Origin of the sequence: Candidatus Protochlamydia phocaeensis, from assembly GCF_001545115.1 — a bacterium.
Classification (GTDB): Bacteria; Chlamydiota; Chlamydiia; order Chlamydiales; family Parachlamydiaceae; genus Protochlamydia_A; species Protochlamydia_A phocaeensis.
Genome location: NZ_FCNU01000010.1, coordinates 1 through 19,804 on the forward strand (window position 1 = coordinate 1; position 19,804 = coordinate 19,804).

At 44.0% G+C, this 19,804-nt stretch carries 26 protein-coding genes and 1 tRNA gene; 19 read left to right on the forward strand and 8 right to left on the reverse strand.

The features are described from left to right. The 9 genes from BN3769_RS14350 to BN3769_RS03255 form a co-directional block, all read left to right on the forward strand. On the forward strand, positions 1 to 188 hold a 188-nt coding region (locus BN3769_RS14350; RefSeq protein WP_228840602.1), incomplete at its 5' end, for an IS1 family transposase. A 110-nt stretch (positions 189 to 298) separates the two neighbouring features. Beyond that, the gene (locus BN3769_RS14650) at positions 299 to 490 is read left to right on the forward strand and encodes a hypothetical protein (protein ID WP_154017804.1); all 192 of its coding nucleotides are present in this window, start codon (positions 299 to 301) and stop codon (positions 488 to 490) included. Between the two features lie 163 nt (positions 491 to 653). Then, on the forward strand, positions 654 to 2,594 hold the full coding sequence (gene thrS, locus BN3769_RS03225) for a threonine--tRNA ligase (RefSeq protein WP_068467523.1): 1,941 nt from the start codon (positions 654 to 656) through the stop codon (positions 2,592 to 2,594). Positions 2,595 to 2,597: 3 nt separating this feature from the next. Then, positions 2,598 to 3,350 (forward strand): ParA family protein, encoded by a 753-nt coding sequence (locus BN3769_RS03230; RefSeq protein WP_068467525.1) that lies wholly within the window; start codon positions 2,598 to 2,600, stop codon positions 3,348 to 3,350. Positions 3,351 to 3,407: 57 nt separating this feature from the next. Further along, positions 3,408 to 4,142 carry a CT583 family protein gene (locus BN3769_RS03235; protein WP_068467527.1) on the forward strand — a complete coding sequence of 245 codons (735 nt, stop codon included), beginning with the start codon at positions 3,408 to 3,410 and terminating at the stop codon, positions 4,140 to 4,142. Positions 4,143 to 4,208: 66 nt separating this feature from the next. Beyond that, positions 4,209 to 4,919, forward strand: coding sequence for a uracil-DNA glycosylase (gene ung, locus BN3769_RS03240; RefSeq protein ID WP_068467529.1), 711 nt, complete (start codon positions 4,209 to 4,211; stop codon positions 4,917 to 4,919). Between the two features lie 252 nt (positions 4,920 to 5,171). After that, a complete protein-coding gene (locus BN3769_RS03245; protein ID WP_068467531.1) occupies positions 5,172 to 5,504 on the forward strand; it encodes a hypothetical protein in 333 nt (110 codons plus the stop codon). Between the two features lie 53 nt (positions 5,505 to 5,557). Beyond that, on the forward strand, positions 5,558 to 6,010 hold the full coding sequence (locus tag BN3769_RS03250; protein WP_068467533.1) for an OsmC family protein: 453 nt from the start codon (positions 5,558 to 5,560) through the stop codon (positions 6,008 to 6,010). Between the two features lie 338 nt (positions 6,011 to 6,348). Continuing rightward, positions 6,349 to 6,747: a hypothetical protein gene (locus BN3769_RS03255; RefSeq protein ID WP_228840604.1), complete on the forward strand. Its 399-nt coding sequence runs from the start codon at positions 6,349 to 6,351 to the stop codon at positions 6,745 to 6,747. Between the two features lie 70 nt (positions 6,748 to 6,817). Here the strand turns inward: BN3769_RS03255 and tatC are convergent, their stop codons facing one another. The 4 genes from tatC to BN3769_RS03270 form a co-directional block, all read right to left on the reverse strand. Beyond that, a complete protein-coding gene (gene tatC / locus BN3769_RS03260) occupies positions 6,818 to 7,738 on the reverse strand; it encodes a twin-arginine translocase subunit TatC (protein ID WP_068467535.1) in 921 nt (306 codons plus the stop codon). Positions 7,739 to 7,745: 7 nt separating this feature from the next. Beyond that, a complete protein-coding gene (tatA, locus tag BN3769_RS03265) occupies positions 7,746 to 7,973 on the reverse strand; it encodes a twin-arginine translocase TatA/TatE family subunit (RefSeq protein ID WP_068467537.1) in 228 nt (75 codons plus the stop codon). A gap of 105 nt (positions 7,974 to 8,078) precedes the next feature. Next, positions 8,079 to 8,225, reverse strand: a complete 147-nt coding sequence (locus tag BN3769_RS14655; RefSeq protein ID WP_154017805.1) for a hypothetical protein — start codon at positions 8,223 to 8,225, stop codon at positions 8,079 to 8,081. 394 nt (positions 8,226 to 8,619) lie between these two features. Beyond that, entirely contained in the window at positions 8,620 to 8,991 is a 372-nt protein-coding gene (locus tag BN3769_RS03270; protein WP_068467540.1) for a VOC family protein, read from the reverse strand. Between the two features lie 186 nt (positions 8,992 to 9,177). Here BN3769_RS03270 and BN3769_RS03275 point away from each other — a divergent pair, with 186 nt between their 5' ends. From BN3769_RS03275 to BN3769_RS03285, 3 genes are all read left to right on the forward strand, one after another. Further along, positions 9,178 to 9,798: a hypothetical protein gene (locus tag BN3769_RS03275; protein ID WP_068467541.1), complete on the forward strand. Its 621-nt coding sequence runs from the start codon at positions 9,178 to 9,180 to the stop codon at positions 9,796 to 9,798. A 55-nt stretch (positions 9,799 to 9,853) separates the two neighbouring features. Further along, entirely contained in the window at positions 9,854 to 10,102 is a 249-nt protein-coding gene (locus BN3769_RS03280; RefSeq protein ID WP_068467542.1) for a hypothetical protein, read from the forward strand. A gap of 9 nt (positions 10,103 to 10,111) precedes the next feature. Continuing rightward, positions 10,112 to 10,186, forward strand: a tRNA-Pro gene (locus tag BN3769_RS03285). Between the two features lie 113 nt (positions 10,187 to 10,299). On the opposite strand, the gene BN3769_RS03290 is transcribed toward BN3769_RS03285, so the two are convergent. Next, positions 10,300 to 12,702 (reverse strand): plasma-membrane proton-efflux P-type ATPase, encoded by a 2,403-nt coding sequence (locus tag BN3769_RS03290; protein ID WP_420885315.1) that lies wholly within the window; start codon positions 12,700 to 12,702, stop codon positions 10,300 to 10,302. 81 nt (positions 12,703 to 12,783) lie between these two features. Beyond that, positions 12,784 to 13,026, reverse strand: a complete 243-nt coding sequence (locus BN3769_RS03295) for a bacteriophage holin (RefSeq protein WP_068467544.1) — start codon at positions 13,024 to 13,026, stop codon at positions 12,784 to 12,786. A 173-nt stretch (positions 13,027 to 13,199) separates the two neighbouring features. On the opposite strand from BN3769_RS03295, the gene BN3769_RS03300 reads away from it, so the two are divergent. Both BN3769_RS03300 and BN3769_RS03305 read left to right on the forward strand, forming a co-directional pair. Further along, complete coding sequence (locus BN3769_RS03300; RefSeq protein ID WP_068467546.1) at positions 13,200 to 14,819, forward strand: hypothetical protein; 1,620 nt, start codon at positions 13,200 to 13,202, stop codon at positions 14,817 to 14,819. A gap of 177 nt (positions 14,820 to 14,996) precedes the next feature. Continuing rightward, positions 14,997 to 15,296 (forward strand): hypothetical protein, encoded by a 300-nt coding sequence (locus tag BN3769_RS03305; RefSeq protein ID WP_068467548.1) that lies wholly within the window; start codon positions 14,997 to 14,999, stop codon positions 15,294 to 15,296. A 100-nt stretch (positions 15,297 to 15,396) separates the two neighbouring features. On the opposite strand, the gene BN3769_RS03310 is transcribed toward BN3769_RS03305, so the two are convergent. Together BN3769_RS03310 and BN3769_RS03315 are read right to left on the reverse strand one after the other, a co-directional pair. Further along, positions 15,397 to 16,122, reverse strand: a complete 726-nt coding sequence (locus BN3769_RS03310; RefSeq protein WP_068467549.1) for a M48 family metallopeptidase — start codon at positions 16,120 to 16,122, stop codon at positions 15,397 to 15,399. Further along, the gene (locus tag BN3769_RS03315) at positions 16,119 to 16,334 is read right to left on the reverse strand and encodes a hypothetical protein (RefSeq protein ID WP_154017806.1); all 216 of its coding nucleotides are present in this window, start codon (positions 16,332 to 16,334) and stop codon (positions 16,119 to 16,121) included. Before BN3769_RS03315 ends, BN3769_RS03310 begins: the two co-directional genes overlap by 4 nt. Positions 16,335 to 16,453: 119 nt before the next feature. Between BN3769_RS03315 and BN3769_RS03320 the strand changes: the two genes are divergently transcribed. The 5 genes from BN3769_RS03320 to BN3769_RS03340 all read left to right on the forward strand — a co-directional run bounded on the left by BN3769_RS03320 (position 16,454) and on the right by BN3769_RS03340 (position 19,795). Then, positions 16,454 to 16,828, forward strand: a complete 375-nt coding sequence (locus BN3769_RS03320) for a hypothetical protein (RefSeq protein WP_068467553.1) — start codon at positions 16,454 to 16,456, stop codon at positions 16,826 to 16,828. Positions 16,829 to 16,977: 149 nt separating this feature from the next. Continuing rightward, complete coding sequence (locus BN3769_RS03325; protein ID WP_068467555.1) at positions 16,978 to 18,222, forward strand: MFS transporter; 1,245 nt, start codon at positions 16,978 to 16,980, stop codon at positions 18,220 to 18,222. 59 nt (positions 18,223 to 18,281) lie between these two features. Beyond that, entirely contained in the window at positions 18,282 to 18,770 is a 489-nt protein-coding gene (locus BN3769_RS03330; protein WP_068467557.1) for a GNAT family N-acetyltransferase, read from the forward strand. Positions 18,771 to 18,803: 33 nt separating this feature from the next. After that, on the forward strand, positions 18,804 to 19,241 hold the full coding sequence (locus BN3769_RS03335; protein WP_068467559.1) for a GNAT family N-acetyltransferase: 438 nt from the start codon (positions 18,804 to 18,806) through the stop codon (positions 19,239 to 19,241). Next, positions 19,238 to 19,795 (forward strand): NUDIX hydrolase, encoded by a 558-nt coding sequence (locus BN3769_RS03340; RefSeq protein ID WP_068467561.1) that lies wholly within the window; start codon positions 19,238 to 19,240, stop codon positions 19,793 to 19,795. The genes BN3769_RS03335 and BN3769_RS03340 overlap by 4 nt, the downstream gene beginning before the upstream one ends. Positions 19,796 to 19,804: the final 9 nt, after the last annotated feature.

The following is a 19,804-nucleotide window of genomic DNA, read 5'->3' on the forward strand; positions in this document are numbered from 1 at the left end:
GGGCTCAACACCGACCAGTTGGAAAAGAATCTGGCAAAACAAGTTATATTGAAAGATTTAATTGTACTCTTAGACAAAGAGTCGCAAGGCTTGTAAGAAAAACTTTATCTTTCTCTAAAAAACTAGCTAATCATATTGGAATGATCAAATATTTTATCTGTTATTACAATTTAGCATTACATGTTTAGAACTACCTAATTTTTGTTAATTTTATCATTTTTATTGAGAGATAAAATGATTTTAACCTATTCCGCGCACTCTTCTCTTTTTTCCGGTCGCATTTTATTTAATTCTTTTAATGCAAGCAACTGATACTAATCCTGTAACAAATAAAGTAGGCGTTCGCTTTCATAACTGGTTAGGGGCTTTTGTTTGCAATATTCTAGCTAAATTCGGCCTTGCAAGCGACATTATTGCGGCAACAATTAATGGACGCGCGCTTTACCTGAATAAGGGAAGCGTTAAGAAGTGGTGTGAAAAACATGAATAGCAATTCAAAGAGGGTTTCTAATTAAAAAATTTCAAAGTTAAATTACTGTTCTTTTTATAAAAAATAAGAAAGTAGGATAATTCCGTTTCTTCCAAACTTCATTTTTTTTTCGCCATCGGGTAAACTTATGTCACTTTAAGTTATTAGATAAGGAAGTTAAGCCATGCTTATTACATTGAAAGATCAATCATCCATTGAGCTTCCGGAAGGAAGCACTGCCAAAGATTTAGCAGATAAATTAAATCTAAAAGGACCAAGCGAAGCATTGGGAGCATCTGTGAACGGCAAGACGGTTGACCTTTCCCATTCTCTCAAGCATGGCGATCACGTCATTTTATGGAATTTTGAAGATCCGGAAGGAAAAGAAATTTTTTGGCATACATCAGCCCACGTATTAGCCCAAGCCATTTTGCGCATTTGGCCGGATGCTCAGCCCACAATCGGTCCGCCTATTGAGAGCGGATTTTACTACGATTTCGCCAATTTGACCATTTCCGATGCAGATTTTGAGCGCATTGAAAAAGAAATGCAGGCCATTGTAGCGGCCAATTATGTCTCGCAACGCGAAGTGCTGCCCTCCAAAGAAGAGGCGCTGCGCTTATTTGCCCATAATCCCTACAAGTGCGAACTGATCAACAGCTTTGAAGAAGGAAGCCCCTTAACGGCTTACCGCCAAGGAGAATTTTTCGATCTCTGCCGCGGCCCCCATTTGTTCAATTTGGGCAAACTCAAGGCAATCAAAGTCATGAAAACAGCTGGGGCTTACTGGAGAGGGGATGCCAATAACGAAATGCTCACCCGCATTTATGCCATTTCTTTTCCCGATCGCAAAATGCTGAAAGACTATCTGCAGCAGCTTGAAGAAGCCAAAAAGCGTGACCACAAAGTTTTGGGACCAAAGCTCGATCTTTTCTCACTCAAGGAAGAAGCCCCCGGCATGCCTTTTATTCATCCCAAAGGCCTCATCATTTGGAATCAGCTCGTTGCCTATATCCGTGAATGCTTGAGCCGCAACAACTATGTCGAGATTAAAACGCCGACCATGATGACTCGTGAGCTGTGGGAAACCTCCGGACACTGGAGCAACTATCGCCAAAATATGTTTACTTCTCAAATCGAGGAACGCGACTTTGCCATCAAGCCCATGAACTGCCCCGGATGCATGCTTTATTATCGCAGCCATACCCACAGCTATCGCGAGTTGCCCTTGCGCATCGCAGAAATTGGAAACGTGCACCGCTATGAGCCCTCCGGATCGCTTTCCGGCCTCTTTAGAGTGCGCAGCTTCCACCAAGATGATGCCCATATCTTCATGAAACCCACCGATATTGAGGGCGAAATTTCTGCCGTTTTAGCGCTTGCCGATGAAATTTACTCGACTTTCGGCCTGTCTTATCGCTTAGAGCTATCTACTCGTCCAGAGAAGAATACCATTGGAACAGACGAGGAATGGGAAATTGCGACAGCCGGATTGAAAGGCGCTTTGGACAAAACAGGCAGAGAGTACCGCATCAACGAAGGCGACGGCGCTTTTTACGGCCCCAAGATCGATTTTCACATTCGCGACGCCATCAACCGTAGCTGGCAGTGCGGCACCATTCAGCTTGACATGGCACTTCCGGATAAATTCGAGCTCGAATACACCGCTCAAGACGGAACTCGCAAACGTCCAGTCATGATTCACCGCGCCATTTTCGGCTCGATCGAACGCTTCCTGGGCATTTTGATTGAGCACTATGCAGGCAAATTCCCGCTCTGGTTAAGCCCAAGTCAGATCCGCTTGATTACGGTAGCTGACCGCCATGAGCCCTATGCCCAACAGCTGGCACAGCGCTTCAAGCAGGCAGGCTTCCACGTGGAAGTCGACAGCTCCAGCGAATCGGTCAGCAAAAAGGTCCGCAATGCCCAGCTGTCTCAATTCAACTATATCTTGACCGTTGGCGATCAAGAGATGGAGCACCAGACAGCGAATTTGCGCACCCGGGACAATGTCGTGCACGGAGAAATTCAAATCGACGAATTTATCCAAAAGATCGACCAAGAGAGGCAGCAACGCCTTCAAACATCCCCTTATGCGTCTCAGTCAGCAACAGAAAGGACATAACCTATGCAAACGATTGCCATTAGCAGCTTCAAAGGAGGAACAGCCAAAACCTCTACAGCTCTGCATTTGGGAGCTGCTTTGTCAAAGTTTCACAAAAAGAAAGTGTTGCTCATCGATTTCGATGCCCAAGCCAATCTCACCACGGGCTTGGGCTTTGATCCCGATGAAAATGACAGCTTAGCCCCTGTTCTACAAGGCAATAAAACACTTTCCGACGTCATTAAAAAGACGGACATCTCTTCTTTGGATTTAATTCCAGCCGATACGTGGCTGGAAAGGGTAGAGGTGACCGGGAATTTGGCAGCTGACCGTTATTCACATGAAAAACTGCGCGATCTGCTCCGCCCCCTTCAGTATGACTTTGCCATCATCGACACCCCTCCCTCCCTTTGCTGGCTGACGGAGTCCGCCTTGATTGCCGCTCAGCACACGCTCGTTTGCGTCACACCTGAGTTTTATAGCGTCAAAGGGTTGGAGCGCTTGAGTCAATTTATGGACAGCATCGGCCAGCGGCATCCCTTAAATGTCTTGGGCGTCGTCCTCTCTTTTTGGAACGCGCGCGGAAAAAGCAACCAAGCTTTCCTGGAAGTGATCGAGCGCACTTTTCCCAATAAGGCCTTGCAGAATAAAATTCGACGGGATATTTCAGTTTCGGAAGCCTCCATTTATGGGAAACCGGTATTCGATACCGATCCAGATAGCCGTGCGGCAGAAGATTACTTGGCCGTCGCCAAAGAACTTCTTCAACGCTTATAAACCTCGCATGTAAAGCCGTTTTACATCTAAAATTGATTTGAACCCAAGGATATGGACATGGCCGACGTCAACTCGATCCTCACGCAGCGCATCAAAAAATCCCCGCATACGTCCAAAATGGCGGCAATGGCCCAGCAATCAGCGACTGGCAACCTGACAAGTTTTGCCGGCGTTTTCAGCGTTTCAGAGCTGAGCGATAAAGAGAAGCTTGCATTAGAAGGGCTTTTAACGGCCTATGCGCAAGAAGAGAGCAATGTGCAGGTAGATCTTCAAACGCTGATTTCCTTAACTTCAGAGGTTAAGGCCATTAATAACCAAGCGGCTATTCTTCATGGAGAACGGATTAAAAAAGCCCATCAGCTGCTGATCCGTTACCGCGATGGAGCCTTTACAGCTTGGCTGATTGCCGCTTATGGTAACCGCCAAACACCTTATAATTTAATGCAATATTATGACTTCTGGGAGGCAATGCCCAAAGCTTTGCGGCCGCAAATTGAAGAAATGCCGCGCCAAGCCGTTTATGTCCTGGCCAGCCGCACGGGCAGTTTGGAGAAAAAGCAGGAAATCGTTGCCAATTATCGCGGCGAATCTAAAACAGACCTTCTGACAGTCATCCGCCATGCCTTTCCTTTAGACCAGGAAGACAAACGACAGCAAAAAATGGGAGCGGGCTTAATTCAAGGCCTGCAGCGGCTCTATCAACAATTCAAACAATGTCCTTGCGAGCTGAGTGCCGCGCAAAAAGAACAAGTAAACGCTCTTTTGCAACAAATCCAGCAGCTGATTGCTTAGGCAGCGAATGGATTTAACGTTTTAAACCTAATGAGTATAAAGATTCAATCAAGCGAAGAGGTCACCATGGCAAAACACACTTTTACGCCTTTTGTATTAGAACCAAGCTGGCAAAAAGTGATGAAAGAAGAGCTTAGTCAGCCGTATGTGGCGGAATTGGCTGCTTTTGTGGAAAAAGAATATGCCTCCTCTCCCAAGCCTATTTATCCGCCGCGCGACCTCATTTTTAATGCTTTTCAACAAACGCCTTTTCATAAAACCCAAGTGCTTTTGATGGGACAGGATCCTTATCACGGCCCAGGACAAGCCCATGGCTTGAGCTTTAGCGTTCCCAAAGGCGTGAAGCCCCCTCCTTCTTTGCAAAATATCTTTAAAGAACTGGAATCCGATGTGCATATTCCCCGGCCTTCCAATGGCTGTTTAATCCCTTGGGCAAAGCAAGGCATTCTGCTGCTCAATGCCACTTTAACAGTTCGGCAAGGCGAGCCGCTTTCTCATCACGGCAGGGGATGGGAACACTTCACGGACGCAGTTGTCCGCAAATTGCAAGAAAGAGAAGATCCCGTCATTTTTGTTCTATGGGGAAAATCAGCTCAAGACAAGTGCCGCTTCTTGCGCGAATCAGGCATGCCCTCGCGTCACTTTATTTTGACCGCGGCCCATCCTTCCCCTTATTCCGCCAATAATGGCTTCTTTGGTTGCCGCCATTTTTCCAAGATCAATGAATTGCTCGAACAGCAAGGGAAAACGCCTATTTTTTGGCCTTTGGAAGATTAGCCGAATGGCTGAAAAGTTAAGCGGCAGCGCTCGCAATCCAATAAATCCGGCAGGGAATTGAAAATGGCTAATGGATCAGATTCGAGTTCTTTTCCCTAGGGGCGCGCTCTAAGAGGAAATACGCTGAGGTATAAGCGATTGTGCATTTTAAGAAATCTTCTAAAGACTGCTCAAAAGATATCTCAAAATCATCTTGATAAGAATCCAACGAGTCTCTACAAAGGAAATAGGTGTTTATTTGGGGAGGCAAGTGTGGTCTATTCCGAATGTTGTCGAGAAAAACTTTTTCAATCTAAAATTAATGGCCAATCTCGGCCATTTATCGACCAAAACTTGCAGCTCCGCATTCCTGGTGCAGAATTGCCTGCAGAACCTTCCGATCCCCCGCCCCACAATCCTATCTATTCCCATTATGCTCATGCTTTGCCAGCGGCATCTTACCTCCCCAGTACTTTTAGAGAAGCCGAACTTAACAAGGCCATGGCAGATGCCCAGCAGTCTTATGAAGCCTGGAAGAAAATGCATCAACAACTGATGGAAGCTGCCCAGCAGTATTTTTCCCAATCCATTGATCAACAAAACTAACAATTTTTCCACAATCTATTATTGAGGAAAAGACGTTTAAAAGGAGAGAAATTATGCAACGCAACGCATCGGCTGTTTGGCAAGGAGGCTTAAAAGACGGCAAAGGAAATCTTTCTACGGAGAGCGGCGTCTTTAAACAAACCCCCTATTCTTTTGGAACGCGATTTGAAAATGAAAAGGGAACCAATCCCGAAGAACTATTGGCTGCAGCCCATGCCGGATGCTTTACAATGGCTCTTTCCGCCGAACTTGGCAAGGCCGGCCTCACTCCCGAAAAATTGGAAACAAAAGCGACCATTACACTTGAAAAGTCCGGTGACGGCTTTGCGATTACAAAAAGCCACCTCGACCTGACGGCTCATATTCCAGGAGCCGACCAAGCCAAATTTGACGCCGCTGTCAATGCAGCCAAAGCAGGCTGTCCTGTCTCCAAGCTCTTTAAAGCTGAAATTACCCTAACTTCTCACCTCAAATCCGAAAAAGCTCAAGCCCTTAGCAATAAATAACGCTAATTTTGGTATCCTTTTAACAGCTCCATTTGCTTATCCCGGCGATCGCTCTTTGTCGCTTCGCTTGGGATAAGCCTTTAAAAAATTCTTCTTTTTTTCACCTCCTTCTGTCCTTTAAATGAAGAAAATTTCTCTTCCTCTCTCTTTTTTGGCATCCTTTTTGCACTTTTAATTTTTATTAAAAATGATTTAACAAAATTTAAAATTAAAATTGCTTTTATTTAACTAAATCTCAATTAATTGATTTAAATTTATCAACAAAACTTCTATAATATAATTAAGAGATTACTATCTCTATTTTTTATCTCACTAACCATTTCAAACTGGTGGGAAATATGTTAATTGAAAAAGATCTTCAAAAGGTATTCAATCAATTAGCAGGGGGAGACGCGATCAAAGTTTCCTTTGAAGGATCAGACATTTTTGTGCGCTTTATCAATGATGCTTCCAAGCTTTCTTTGAGCACCTCTGTTTACTATGGCGGTAACTATATTCCTTCAAGTGTTAGAAACTGTCTGTCTCATAAATTCCCTTCCCATCCCTCTATTCGTACTTACCTGACAGTCGATGAAAAGCACTATCAGATCAATCTTCACTATTTAGGCAACGTAGACTCGCTAAACCAAGCGTATTTTAAAGAGCTCATCGAAGAATTTGGCTGGATTGCCGATAAATGGCGGCGTTACTTAGACGAACATGATAAAAATGACCTTGTCTATGTAAGGGTAAGATAGACATGCTATCCAGCTAGAGTCTGAAAAGCAGGGGAAGTATTAAAAGGGAATCCGAAGAAGCAAACCTTGCTCATGATTTATAAAAAGGCAAATAAGCACGCTTTTGCTTCCACCTGCCGTATAAAATAGCAAGCTCGTAAAGACCGACCAAGGGAATAGCGAGCATCAGCTGAGTGGGCACATCGGGCGGCGTCAATAAGGCGCTTACGATCAAAGCTCCCACGATCATATAACGCCGTTTGGCAGCCAGCCATTGCGGCGAGATCCATTGAAAATGAACTAGGCATAACAAGAGCAAGCCCAATTCAAAAGCGACCGCATGGCCTGCATATAAGAGAAACGAGTAATCAATGTAGCTGGCCAAGGACCAGGCGTTTTGTCCCAAAGGGGCATTAAAAGCCTCTAAATAGTGGTTGGCCAGCGGAATAGTAATAAAGTGGGCCATTCCAGCCCCCAATCCCAGCCAAAGAAACGACAAGCCGGTAAACGGAAGCAATAGAGTTTTCTCGGCTTGGTTTAATCCAGGCAAAATAAAGCGTAAAAAGACCCATCCCCACAAGGGAGACGTTAGGGCCAGGCTAAGCCAAAAGCAGACCTTGAGTGCCAATAAAAAGCCTTCTAGAGGTCCCAAAATGAGAAGCTGGGGAACCTGGGGACTATCGTATTCTATAAAGTGGTTGGGAGGAATCCGGACGCGATGGCTTCCTTCCCATTCAAATTTCTCGCCCCGAACAGCTGAAGCCTTTTGGGGAAGCGTATAAGTTAAAGCAGTCGTTCCGTGATTTTCGACTCGCTCGCGCTGAATAATTTCTCTGGAAAGAGCAGAATTCTTTGCCTGGCGCCAACTCTGCGTCAGCGAGTGAAATAGCGGTTCATAAAAGATAAATAGTCCCAAACAGCCAATGCCCACAATCAGGATCATGCGAATCAGAGTAGAGCGCAAGTCCTCTAAATGCCCTCCAATGCTCTTCCACTCTTCTTGTCCGGACATGGTTTGCTTATTGGTCCTTTGATGAATCGGCAGGCAAAACAGCGACCTTCTCGTCTTTTTCGGACTGATGATGCATAGGAGGGGATGACATCGGCTGTTCATCTTCCCCATAACAGGCCTTTTTAAATTCACGGATTCCCTTGCCCAAGCTTTGAGCAAATTCGGGAAGCTTTTTGCCGCCAAACAAAATCAATACGACAACTAGAATCACCAAAATTTCGCCGGTGCCCATCATAGAATAGTCCTTTGCTCTCGTGATTTTATGCCTACCGCATGCAGAGAAATTAGCCTAAAACCGACTTATCACAGGATTTCAAGAATTTAAGCTAAATTTTTCTGTTTACATGGGACGGCGATCAACGTCATTTTGCGCCGGGGACAAATAAAGGGCAAAAGCTTTTTTTATTAGCATTTCAACAGGCGTTGAAGAAGAAGAGAAATTAAATAATAGTATTTCTTCCTCTTTAGTTGTTGTGGGTTTGTTCATAACTTTTCATTTAATTCGGATAGCCATTTCCTTTCTTCAGAGACAATACCCGCTATAACATATTCTAGAGCCATTTTCGTCAGCAAAAAGCAACAAATCCACGGATTGATTGAATTGTTGATAACTCGTTTATAAGTTGTTGATAGCCGCCTTGAAATAAACAACATAAACATTGAGTGGGGACTTATCTTCAAGAGAAAGGCCGTTTATGTTCAATTTATCCACAATTTTGCGCTAAATTTAAGGGATTTTTTGCAAAAATTGGTTTTTGAAGACTGAAAATTCCATAACGGCTAGGCAATCGCTGCTGATTCGTTGAAAATTTAGAAGAGGCGAAGAGAATAATGAACAAGCAAACCATTATTCTCTTAGAGAGGGATTAAAAAACGCCGCATTACAAATTTTGAGCGAATTGGAAGTGATTGCCATCGGCATCTTTAAATAATTGGAGTTTAACGACTCCTGGAACTTCCAACACGTCTCCTATCAAGGCAATTCCTTTGCGGGCCAGTTGATCGGCCGATTCCTTGATGTTATCTACAGTAAAGGTCGTGATTGCGTTATATCCAGGTGGAATGGGACAATTTTCGCTGGCTTGTGCAACGCCCAATAAAGCCCCGCCGTCATGCCCGCTTAATTCGAGCCAACCATGTTCACCGTTATCTTGGCTGACCTTAAGGCCCACGCATTCCGTAAAGAAGGCCTTGGCCTTGGCCAGATCAGATACGACAATCCACGATAAATTAATTTGTTTTACTTTTTTCATTTTCATTCCTTTCTCTAATTACTTTAATGAGCTTGCTTGGCAAGCTTGATAAAATTTTAAAGAGAGGCGTTTTTAAGGCAAAAGAAATAGAAAGCAATTTTGATAACCGGAGGCTTGCTTATTTGATTCGGCAAATGCTATAAAAACAGGCTTTCTTTTTTACTTTAACTCATCGAGGAAGAAATCATGCGCTTGAATAAATGGATAGGATTGTTTTTGCTCTTATTAGGCTCTTGGATTTGTACAGTCGAAGCGAACGAGCCGCCTCCCTCTCCCATTCATTACCGCGTTTCACGCATTGATTATACCTTTTCCAGTGTATTTGATATGGTAAAAGACAAGCAACCCATGGGAAACGTGGTAAAAAGCGTTTTTCATATTGCGACTCATTACGATGCTTACGATCGCTTCGGCCTTTATGAAGGGCAAGGCGTTTGCCGTATCCTCTGCTTGGGGCTTTTTTATGCCTGGGGAACAGAAATCGATATCTATGATGCCCATGACCGCAAAATAGGCTTTATTGACGGGCAGGTCGCCACTGCCGAACCGGCCAAGTTTAGTTTCTACAATGCGGCGGGAGAACGTGTGGCAATTGCCTATTTGGACCAAAACTGCATGGGCTTTTCTGTAGTGGATCCCAACAATACCAGTTTTGTCCTTGCCCGTTTGACGCGCAATTTCATTCCCGGCTTTCCGGACACATGGGACGTCGTGCTTTACTATCCCGATCTTCTGCCTCCCTGTTTCGTCAAAATTTTTGCTGCCTTTGCTTGCGACTCACAAAATAGATTTCGGGCTGATCTTTAGATTGACGAGAAACTCCCTTCTTTTTATGATAATGACTCTTTATAGGTAGAATGCCATGGATATTGCACAAAATAACATTGTTCGTTTTATTAGTATTACAAAGAAAAAAGACGGCATGTTTGCCAATTTTCGCGTAAAAGGGATGAAAGGCGGAGCATCTTTTAGCTCGTCCATTTCGGTTGACATCAGTCAAGCCAATGTTCATGCCGGCGATCCTATGGAAAAAATCATCGAAGAGTGCGGTCGCATTGCCGTTCGCATGTTTGAAACCAAGCTCCAATTTGAAGGGCTTGTTGCCGTTTAATTCACATATCTGGGTGTAGCGCAGCTTGGCTAGCGCACTTGCATGGGGTGCAAGGGGTCGGAAGTTCAAATCTTCTCACCCAGATTCTTTTTTCTCAAGCACTTACAAAGGCTTGACCGCTTTTCTTAAGCCCTTCTTTTTCTCTCTTGTGCCAGGTATATGACAGGTAATGTCAAAGACAATTGATCAAGATGTCGTTAACTAAGACAGGTCTTTGATCGGACAGGATCAAGAATTCGATATGCAAGGAGTTTCAATCGATCATTCAAGAGAAACCAAGTAAGAGCGTATCCCCAAATGAATAGGGCCCAATTCCATCCAATTGGTGTCATAAATAGCCCATAAACAGCAATCAGGGTAGCAATAATTTGCGTGCCAAGCACTGCTATCCATAAAATTAGTGCTGGGCGTATCGACCAGAATGGACCACGCGTACGCGTAAGGAAAATTGTCAAATGCCCTGCGACAGATAGTTTCAAATACATTAGTGTTTGGATATGCGCGCGATCGAGATGAAAAACGCGTTCGCCGAGATAAAATAAACCAAAGGTGGAGACAACACCAATAACCCCCAAAACCGTAGCAATCCCAAGTACTACGCGCATATTCCAGGCCTCAGGCTGATTTTGATAACGAACGTTGTCGTAGGCTATTGATAGAATGGCACCGTCATTGAGTAAAGCTAGGATTACAATCATCACGGCTGTTAAGGGATAAAAATTAAAAATCAGGATCGCGAGTGTCATGAATATGAGCACGCGCAGAGTTTCTGCGATACGGTAGATGGCATAACTATTCATCCGCTGGAAAATTTTCCGACTTTCTTTAATCGCATCAATGATTACAGAAAGACCTGGCGTCAATAAGACCATGTCTGCCGCTGCACGTGCCGCATCCGTAGCATTGGAAACAGCGATACCGCAGTCAGCTTTCTTCAATGCGGGAGCATCATTTACTCCGTCGCCTGTCATACCCACAATGTGACCGCATTTTTGTAAGACATCCACAATGTGAAACTTATGTTCAGGAAATACCTGCGCAAAACCATCGGCCTTTACAATGGACTCGGCCATTGCCATTGTCTCTTTATGCTCTGCATTTCCTAAGCCACTTGCATCGAAGATATTTGTGCCCAGCCCTAATGTTTTTGCTGTTTCCCGAGCAATGGCCAGTTGATCACCTGTGACCATCTTAATCTTCACTCCCATCTGACGTGCAGTATTGATGGTAACCTTAGCATCTTCTCGTGGTGGATCAAACAAAGGCAAAACACCAAGAAACTGCCATTCCCCATCACCTTCATCACGTGCAACTCCCAATGAACGAAAGCCACGCTCCGCGAATTCGTTGATGGCCTTATCAACAGCCGTCTTTATCTGCCCCGCATTTGCCGACAATTCTAAAATTACCTGCGGCGCGCCCTTCGTCACTTTAAATGTTCGTCCATCTGTAGCCTTCACAGTTGTTTCAGTGCGTTTATGCACGGGATCGAACGGTTGGAAATGAACAATCTGATAACTATTCAGCTCTTCTTTGTTTTTCAACCCCCCAAGAACGGCTAAATCAATGATGTCGTTATTATCTTCTCGAGAAGCCAAAGCAGCATTGAGGATGACATTATCCATAGAAATATTGTTTACACAGAATGGTTGCCCCAAAGTCAATTTGTTCTGGGTCATAGTGCCAGTCTTGTCTGCACACAAGATATCCACCCCTGCCAATTCCTCAATAGCTACTAATCTGCTAACAATTGCCTCTTTCTTGGCTAGCAAGCGCGCACCGACTGCCATGGTTACGGACAAGACTGTTGGCATTGCAACGGGAATCGCGGCAACAGTCAATACCAAAGCAAATTGCAATGTGGTGAGAATCGGATCGCCGCGGTAAATGGCGACAGCGATAATCACTACCACCAAAAAAGCAGCGAGAAGAATTAGATAATTACCAATTTTCAGAACTGCACGTTGAAAGTGGCTGATAGCCTGAGCCCTTTCTACGAGTTGTGTCGTTTTGCCGAAGTAAGTGTTTCCGCCTGTAGCATAGACTAACGCATCAACTTCTCCCTGACGGATAATTGAACCTGAAAATACTACCTCTGCCGATTTACGTGTAACCGGCAATGATTCTCCAGTTAACGCCGACTGGTCTATCTCTACAGAATCGCCTGCCAGTAAGCGAGCATCTGCAGGCACAATATCGCCTAAACGCAAATGAATGGTATCGCCAGGTACCAGCTCGCGAGCGAGAATACAGGTCCATTTTCCGCAGCGTTTTACTCGAGCCTTAATCGCTAGTTTAGCCTTCAAGGCGGCAATCGCATTGCCCGCTTGGTACTCCTCCCAGAATCCAACCGCGCCATTGGAAATCAGCAAAACTAGAATGATGAAAAAATCCGGCCAGTGTCCAATTACAGCGGATAGAATCACAGCAACTTCGATCATCCACGGGATTGGACCCCAAAAATATGTGAGGAATTTTAGAAATAGATTGGCTTTTTTTTCTTCAATTTCGTTAGGTCCATATTGAATTAGCCGTTTTTTAGCTTCGTCTTGACTGAGGCCATCCGGCGACGATTTTAGCTTTTCTTGTAGCTCTGGCATGGGAAGCGATTTCAGACTGCTCTTCGCACCGTTCAAACCTGCACTTTTGGGATGATTAGTGTGAGAGCTCATATTTTTCGCCTACCGATCCAATTTGTTATATAGCCACGCGAGAAGAAATAGACCGACAAACCCGTCTATAAAGCCATAAACCAAACCGACGATAGTTCCCCACCACGAAATGGAATAACCAGGATAAATGTCAGCCATTAACTCTAAAAATTTTGCTGTGTACCCCGTATAGATCGCAAGAATAGTGCAAATAAACATGGACAATCCCCATAGAATGCCCCCTGAAATTCCTAACTTTATAGGTTTCAACATAAACACTTTCCCTTTTAAATTTTCAATCTACTTCCAAGATGTACCATTTTTATGAGCTCCAAACAATGCAATTTGCTGCTTCAAGCCATATATGCCCATCTGTATTAGCAGGAAAATAGAGATAGTATAACAAGCCGATCAATGGTAAAATTAGTCCTTCTAGAGGCACGACTATGCAAGTAACATCATCTCACCAACTTCTTCAAGATTTTGTTTTGGCGATCAGCTATGGAAAATTTGAAAATATCAAAGTGGATAGTGCCGATGGACAAGCACAAGCTCTCGACCATCTGATGCAGCTGCTACACTATTGCGAACAGTACGGAACAAATATTCCTGAAGGCTTACATATTTTCTCTGAATTTTTTGCAATCCCCTATGTTGAGAAGTTTTTCTCCGATCTGCTTGTTAATCTGCATGAAAGCCTAATTCTTAAAGCAGAAAGTGTTTTTTTAAGAGGACTAGCCTTCACTGTCGAATATATCGGCCCTCCTAAAAGTCGGGAGACCGTATACCTGCTAATAGAAAAAATTCAAAAACGGTTTCCGGTTCTAAAAGAAATGTACGACAAGGCTATTGCAAATTTCATAGATGAATTTTTTCGCCCTACCATTGGGGATTTCATAAAGCAACACAAGAACGCTGTCGATCACCTTGAGGTAACATATCCACTTCTTTATTCACTCTTTGTTGCACCTGTTAAAGCGCAGCAATTCGCAGATCGCAGACTGTATAATTTCTATTGTAACCCTTGGATTTATCAATCGATTGTGAGATATCTTGCGTACCATAATCGCCTCTCTTCCCCAGAAATAAACCGTAAGCTCCTCGAAAGTCCAATAGAATGGTTGGAAGAACGCCTACAAATCATTCACTCCCAAACTACTGACGAGTCATGGCAAGAACTCACGAACAAAGCGCGGGGAGCGCTCAATCATAGCGAGAAGTTAGAACCCTTTGCGATTGAGATTGCCGGTCTATTGGGAGAAATTAAAACCTCCGCTCAGTTCATCAAAAGCTCATGTGATCCCGAAGATATACTAACGTTTCTTCCACAACTAAAAGATGAGCCGGGCTGCGATTTGATTGTAAAGCGCCTTAAAGCGAACAGCTATGATCTTATTGAATGCAAAGCCAAAACACCCCGACATGGATTGGACGAGAAGATTGCTGGGGAGGTTCAAATATGGGATGATTTTTTTACCAATTTCAACCACGCAATCTGCTCCTATCTTAACTATCTCCAAGAAACTATTCAGCCTCCATTGGGCTTAATCAAGTGCTTTCCTCTTTTCATAGGTTTCGAAGGAAGTAACTACGGCAGCGCCCTTCCTCTTATTGAGAATATCCCGACCGCAACAAATGCTATTCCACTCAAAAAATGGACCTCAGAGCAAAAACTCAGTCACTTGCTTCGCGCTCTATTCTTGCGGCCATTGATACTAAAGCCATGTTGCGTGCAGTTGCCCTCCGATGAAGCACGTCTTACACAAAGACAACAGGTCACAAAAGAAGCTCTTCAGAAGGAATGGGTCAATACACTTCTTGAAAAAGCGACCGAACAATTGGAAAAAACATATCAACGTCAAAAGACCGAAGGACGCCAAATCTCGAAGATGTATGTTGCCCTCGACCTCGATCTTTCATATCGTCTGCGACACGATCCTCTCAGTTACCACGATGGAAATATCGGGGAAATAGCAGCCCAAACGCTGCATGGGGCTTTCCAGCCATTCAAAAAGGCTTTTGCTGCTAAAGGGCTCGATCTCGATCTTTTAATCGTACAACCATGAATAGGAACCTAGAAAGCTTAAGCTTCTAGGTTTTTCTAGGTTGATTTCTATGTTAAAAAGCCCCTTAGAGAGATCCAACTCAAAATCATGTAAATAAATTTTAAATTATGCTATAAAACCATCGAATCCCTTCAATGGGAAGGGTTCAATTAGTTTAACTTTTAAAATGGTGTTATCTTGACACAAAAAAATGACGTAGGCTTATCTAATGATGGCCCTCAGTTCGTCCCTGAGAAAAAACTTGATCAATCTGATCAAGAAATCAACTGGAAAAAAGCTCGAGAAGTAAGGGCTCAACAAGCTAAGAAAATTGAGGCCTTAGAACGAGAACTTTCAAAAAATGAAACAAAAAGTGAAGTTCAAAAAGCAGCAGAGAATAAAGCTCTTACTGCATTGATAGAACTTCTTGATTCTCCGAATCAATCTTTGAGATTGGAAGCAGCTAAGTTAGTGCTAGTTCATAACTCGAAGTATTAAAAGAGAAACGGGCTGGGTTGAAAACAACCCAGCTTATAAATTCTAAAAAACATTTAAAATAGTTTCTAGGTCATTTTCTAGAAATTGTTTACAGCGCTCGTTAGGACAAAATCTGTTCTAATGATGCTTTTCTAATTTTATAATTTGGCATCACTGTTTCAAGAAGTCTATAAAATTTAGGCCCATGATGGGGATAAACGGCATGGCAAAGTTCGTGAGCAATTACATAGTCGATACATTCGATAGGGGCTTTGATAAGCTCAAGATTTAGCGTCAAGCGACCCGACGGGGCATAGCTTCCCCATCTAGATTTCATTTTACGGATATGCAGTTCTTGATCCTCCGGCATAACTATAGAAGGTTTTGAAGGAAATTTTGAGAGACAAAGTTTAAAACGCTCTCTAAACTTTTGTTCCGCGCGCTGCCGATACCAACTATATAAAACCTCCTCTACATTATCAGCTAAAGAAGGATCTGGATGATGGATGATTAAATGCCCACCAGAAAGCTTGAATAAGGGTTTATCTGCTGTAACCAGCTTTATGCGATATTGACGACCGAGATAAAGATGCGTTTCTCCACTTACATAACTTCTTGCAGGTGTTCGCGGAAGAAATTGCTGAAAGTACTGCTGTTGCTTTTGAATCCAACGGGCTCGTTTATGCACTAGCTCTTGGACTCGGGAAAGATCAGCGTCATTGGGTGCTGCAACGATTACCTGACAATCTGGATGTACAGATATAGCAACCGTCTTACGATCGCTAAATTGCAAGGAAAAATGGATGACACTTTGGCCGTACTCAACTTGGTGTGATGTATTTTTCAACAGTCCGTCCTCGATTTGGCAATTTTCATTAGATTTTCGATCAAAGTATCCATTTGATTTTCAGGCAGGTTAACTCCTAACTCTCCTCGCACTTTATCAAAAAGATGATCGTCGATTTCATTTCTGACATGGTTCTGAGCATCGATATCCTGCCAGAAGTTAACTTTCCAATGTTCCTTGAGGCTATCTTGAGTTGCTTCAGCGATGTACACACTTGCTTCCTCGCACACCATTAGGTTTTGATTATTTGCAGCAATCACATCTTTAGCCGTTTCATAGTAAGTTAAAGCCTCATCATTTCCAACAATGGCATCAGGAACATTATTCCGACGTGGTGAAATTTTCCGTAGTCCTTTCCCAAGAATACCGCCAAGAACTATTCCATGCCTATCTTGGCGACCGGCTTCCAACAGCGCAAGAAAAGGCCCATTTTGAGCTGATGGCCCTTGCCCTCCTGATGGTAATTACAACCGTTCGCTTCAAGTCAGCCCAGAATGCCCAAGGCTCATCGCAAGAGCGCCTTAGCAAGGAAGAATTAGAGGATATGTTAAATTCTCAAGAGCCGCTTCCTTCCTTTCTCAAGATGCCTTTTGGAGATAATTCTGCCAAAGCTAGGCAGAAAGGAGCGACTTATGCATTGGCTGAGTTTTTAAAAAGAAGCCATGTGGGTCCTTTAAACAGATTACTTGACACCTTAAACACCTGATAAATAGTAGATTCTGTTTTATTATTAGATTTATAGGACACGTTCTTTGAATTAACTTTTTATGCTATCTGCTATTATAAAATTTTAGAGGCTATTTGATTCAAATTCAGGTATGGTTAAAAAGATAGGCCTTTAGTGTGAGAAAAGCCATGAATGAGCAGAGCCGGCAGAAAAGTCAATTTTGGGTCATCTTAATTATTGTTTTTTTGGGCTTTGTCGGCATCTCCATGCCTTACCTCATCTTTCCTGCGCTCTTTTTAAATCCGGACTATTCCATTTTACCTGCGAGCTGGGGAGAATCCAGCCGCGCCATCTATCTGGGGATTACGCTGGCGGCCTATCCTTTTGGCCAATTTCTCGGATCCCCCATTCTTGGCTCCCTATCCGATGATTATGGACGCAAGCGCCTCTTGTCCGGAAGCTTGCTCATTGCCGCTTTTTGCAACTTGCTATCGGGCATTGCCATTCAATGGCAGTACTTGGGACTGTTGATCCTTAGCCGCTTTACGGCTGGTCTGATGGAGGGCAATATCGCCATTGTACGCGCCATGGCGGCTGATATTACCGCTCTTTCCAAGCACGACACGTTTGGCAGAATCAATGCCGCCTCTTCCATCGCCTTTCTTGTAGGCCCTCTCTTGGGAGGTTTGATGGCGGACAAAAGTTTATTTGCAGAGTTGACAGCATCCACGCCTTTTTATTTTATATGCATCCTCTTTTTCGGCCTGACAGGCCTATCCCTCTTGATGATCAAAGACAGCAAAACGCCGTCTTCACCTGAAGAGAGGTCTTTTTGGCAGCGCATCAATCTCACGCACAGGTTAGGTGTTTTATTCTCAAACAAACGCTTGAAATTCCTCTTGATCGCTTCCACTTGCTTTACGCTGGCCGTCGACATTTTTTATGAATTCGGCCCCGTTTATCTGACGGTGAAGTGGGATTTAAATCCTGCCCAGCTTGTCTTTTATAACGGCGCCCTATGCCTTGCCCTTGCCATTGGCAATGGCTGGCTGCCCGCCATCGTGTCTTCGCGCATTTCAAAGCGCATGGCCGTCATCTATTCTATTCTGGGATTTGCCTTCTTCTTAATGGGAACCGTGCTGACCGATTCTACGGTCTTGATGATGCTTCTTTTTACCCTAAGCGGCCTTGTCATCGGTCTTGCCGTGACGCTGATAACGGTTAAAATCTCCGATTCTGTTCCCGATGCAATCCAAGGAGAGGTGATGGGCGTGCAGATATCTTTGCGCGTCTTGGGCGATGCCTTTATTTGCCTATTTGGCGGCGCGCTTTTGCTGCTCTCGGCCAAACTCATCCTGATTGCCGCTGCCATTCTATCCCTTGCCGCAATGGCCTACTACGCGATAAGAGGGCCTGCAATAACTTTATCTTAAAATTTTCCGGGCATTCAAAAATATCCCATCATTCATGCATTTGTTTAAAGGCAGTAGATATGTCTCCTCACATTGTTATCAGAAAATACCGGCCTGAAGATGTTCAGGCACTGGCCTACATTTATTTCAATACCATTCACTTGATCAATTCGCAGCACTATACAAAAGAACAAGTGGATGTCTGGGCGCCCTCCAGCAGCCTAGAACCGGCGGGATGGGAAAAGAAGTTTTCCCGAACCAAGCCCTTTGTCGCTTTGATCGGCGAAGAAATCGTGGGATTTGCCGAATTTGAGCCCAATGGCCATATTGATTGCTTTTATTGCCACCATAAGTGGATCGGCCGAGGAGTTGGAACGGCTTTGATGCGCCGCATTCATGAAGAAGCGCAGCGGCAGCATATCTCTCGCATTTTTGCCGAAGTCAGCATCACGGCAAAGCCCTTTTTTGAAAAACAAGGATTTACCACTATTTGTGAACAAACAGTCACCAAAAATCAGGTCGCGCTCATTAATTATAAAATGGAAAAAATATTAGCTAATCCAGCCTAATTACCCTCTTGCTTTAGCTTTAAGGAATTTACTATGAATCAAAGCAAACAGAATAACTACCGATTTGAGCATCAAGACGAACCAGATCAAAAAGCTGCCCATGTCCTTTTCGAGGGCATCAATGAACAGGCTGTACTTAAAAAGGCCTTACATCCGATCAAAACATTCGGTATCTTCGTCAAAGATGAACAAGGAATAGTTTTGGGAGGTGCCACGGGCATTAGCTATTACGGCTGCCTATATGTGGATATGCTGTGGATCAAAGAAGAGCTACGCCAGCAAGGACTTGGAACAAAATTGATAAAAGAGGCCGAGGCAATTGGGAGAGAGCGCTTGTGTTCTTTTGCGACGGTCAATACAATGGACTGGGAAGCCCTTCCTTTCTATCAAAAGCTTGGCTATGCGATTGAATTTGTTCGAGAAGGCTATGAGAATAATTCCAAAATGTACCTTTTAAGGAAGACACTATGAGCGCAACGGTTCGATTTGAAATTCAGCAGTTGGTCTCGGCATTGACTCCTTTAGACCAAGTGGAGAAAGAACACATTGATTTCGTCCTTCGCTGGATTGAATCGGGCAGCGAACTTTTCCGCACGCAAAAGCCGGCGACGCCCGCTACCCATCTCGTGTCTTATTTTGTTGTCGTCTCGCCTGAAAGAGAAAAAATTTTGCTCGTCGACCACAAGAAAGCAAGCCTCTGGCTTCCTCCCGGAGGACATGTAGAGCCTGGCGAACATCCCAAAGAAACCGTTCGAAGAGAAGTGAAGGAAGAACTGGGCATCGAAGCCGAATTTTTATTTGACGCACCTATTTTGCTTACCGTTAATCAAACCTTCGGAAACGTAGCCCAGCATACCGATGTATCTCTTTGGTATGTGATACAAGCAGACCCGGATCATCGGTTTAACTACGATCAAGAGGAATTCCATCAAATCCGCTGGTTTGACTTGAGTGCTATTCCCTTATCGCGCACTGATCCTCACCTGCCGCGCTTCATTCAAAAAATGGCCAGTTATACAGAATGAAGTGGGGAA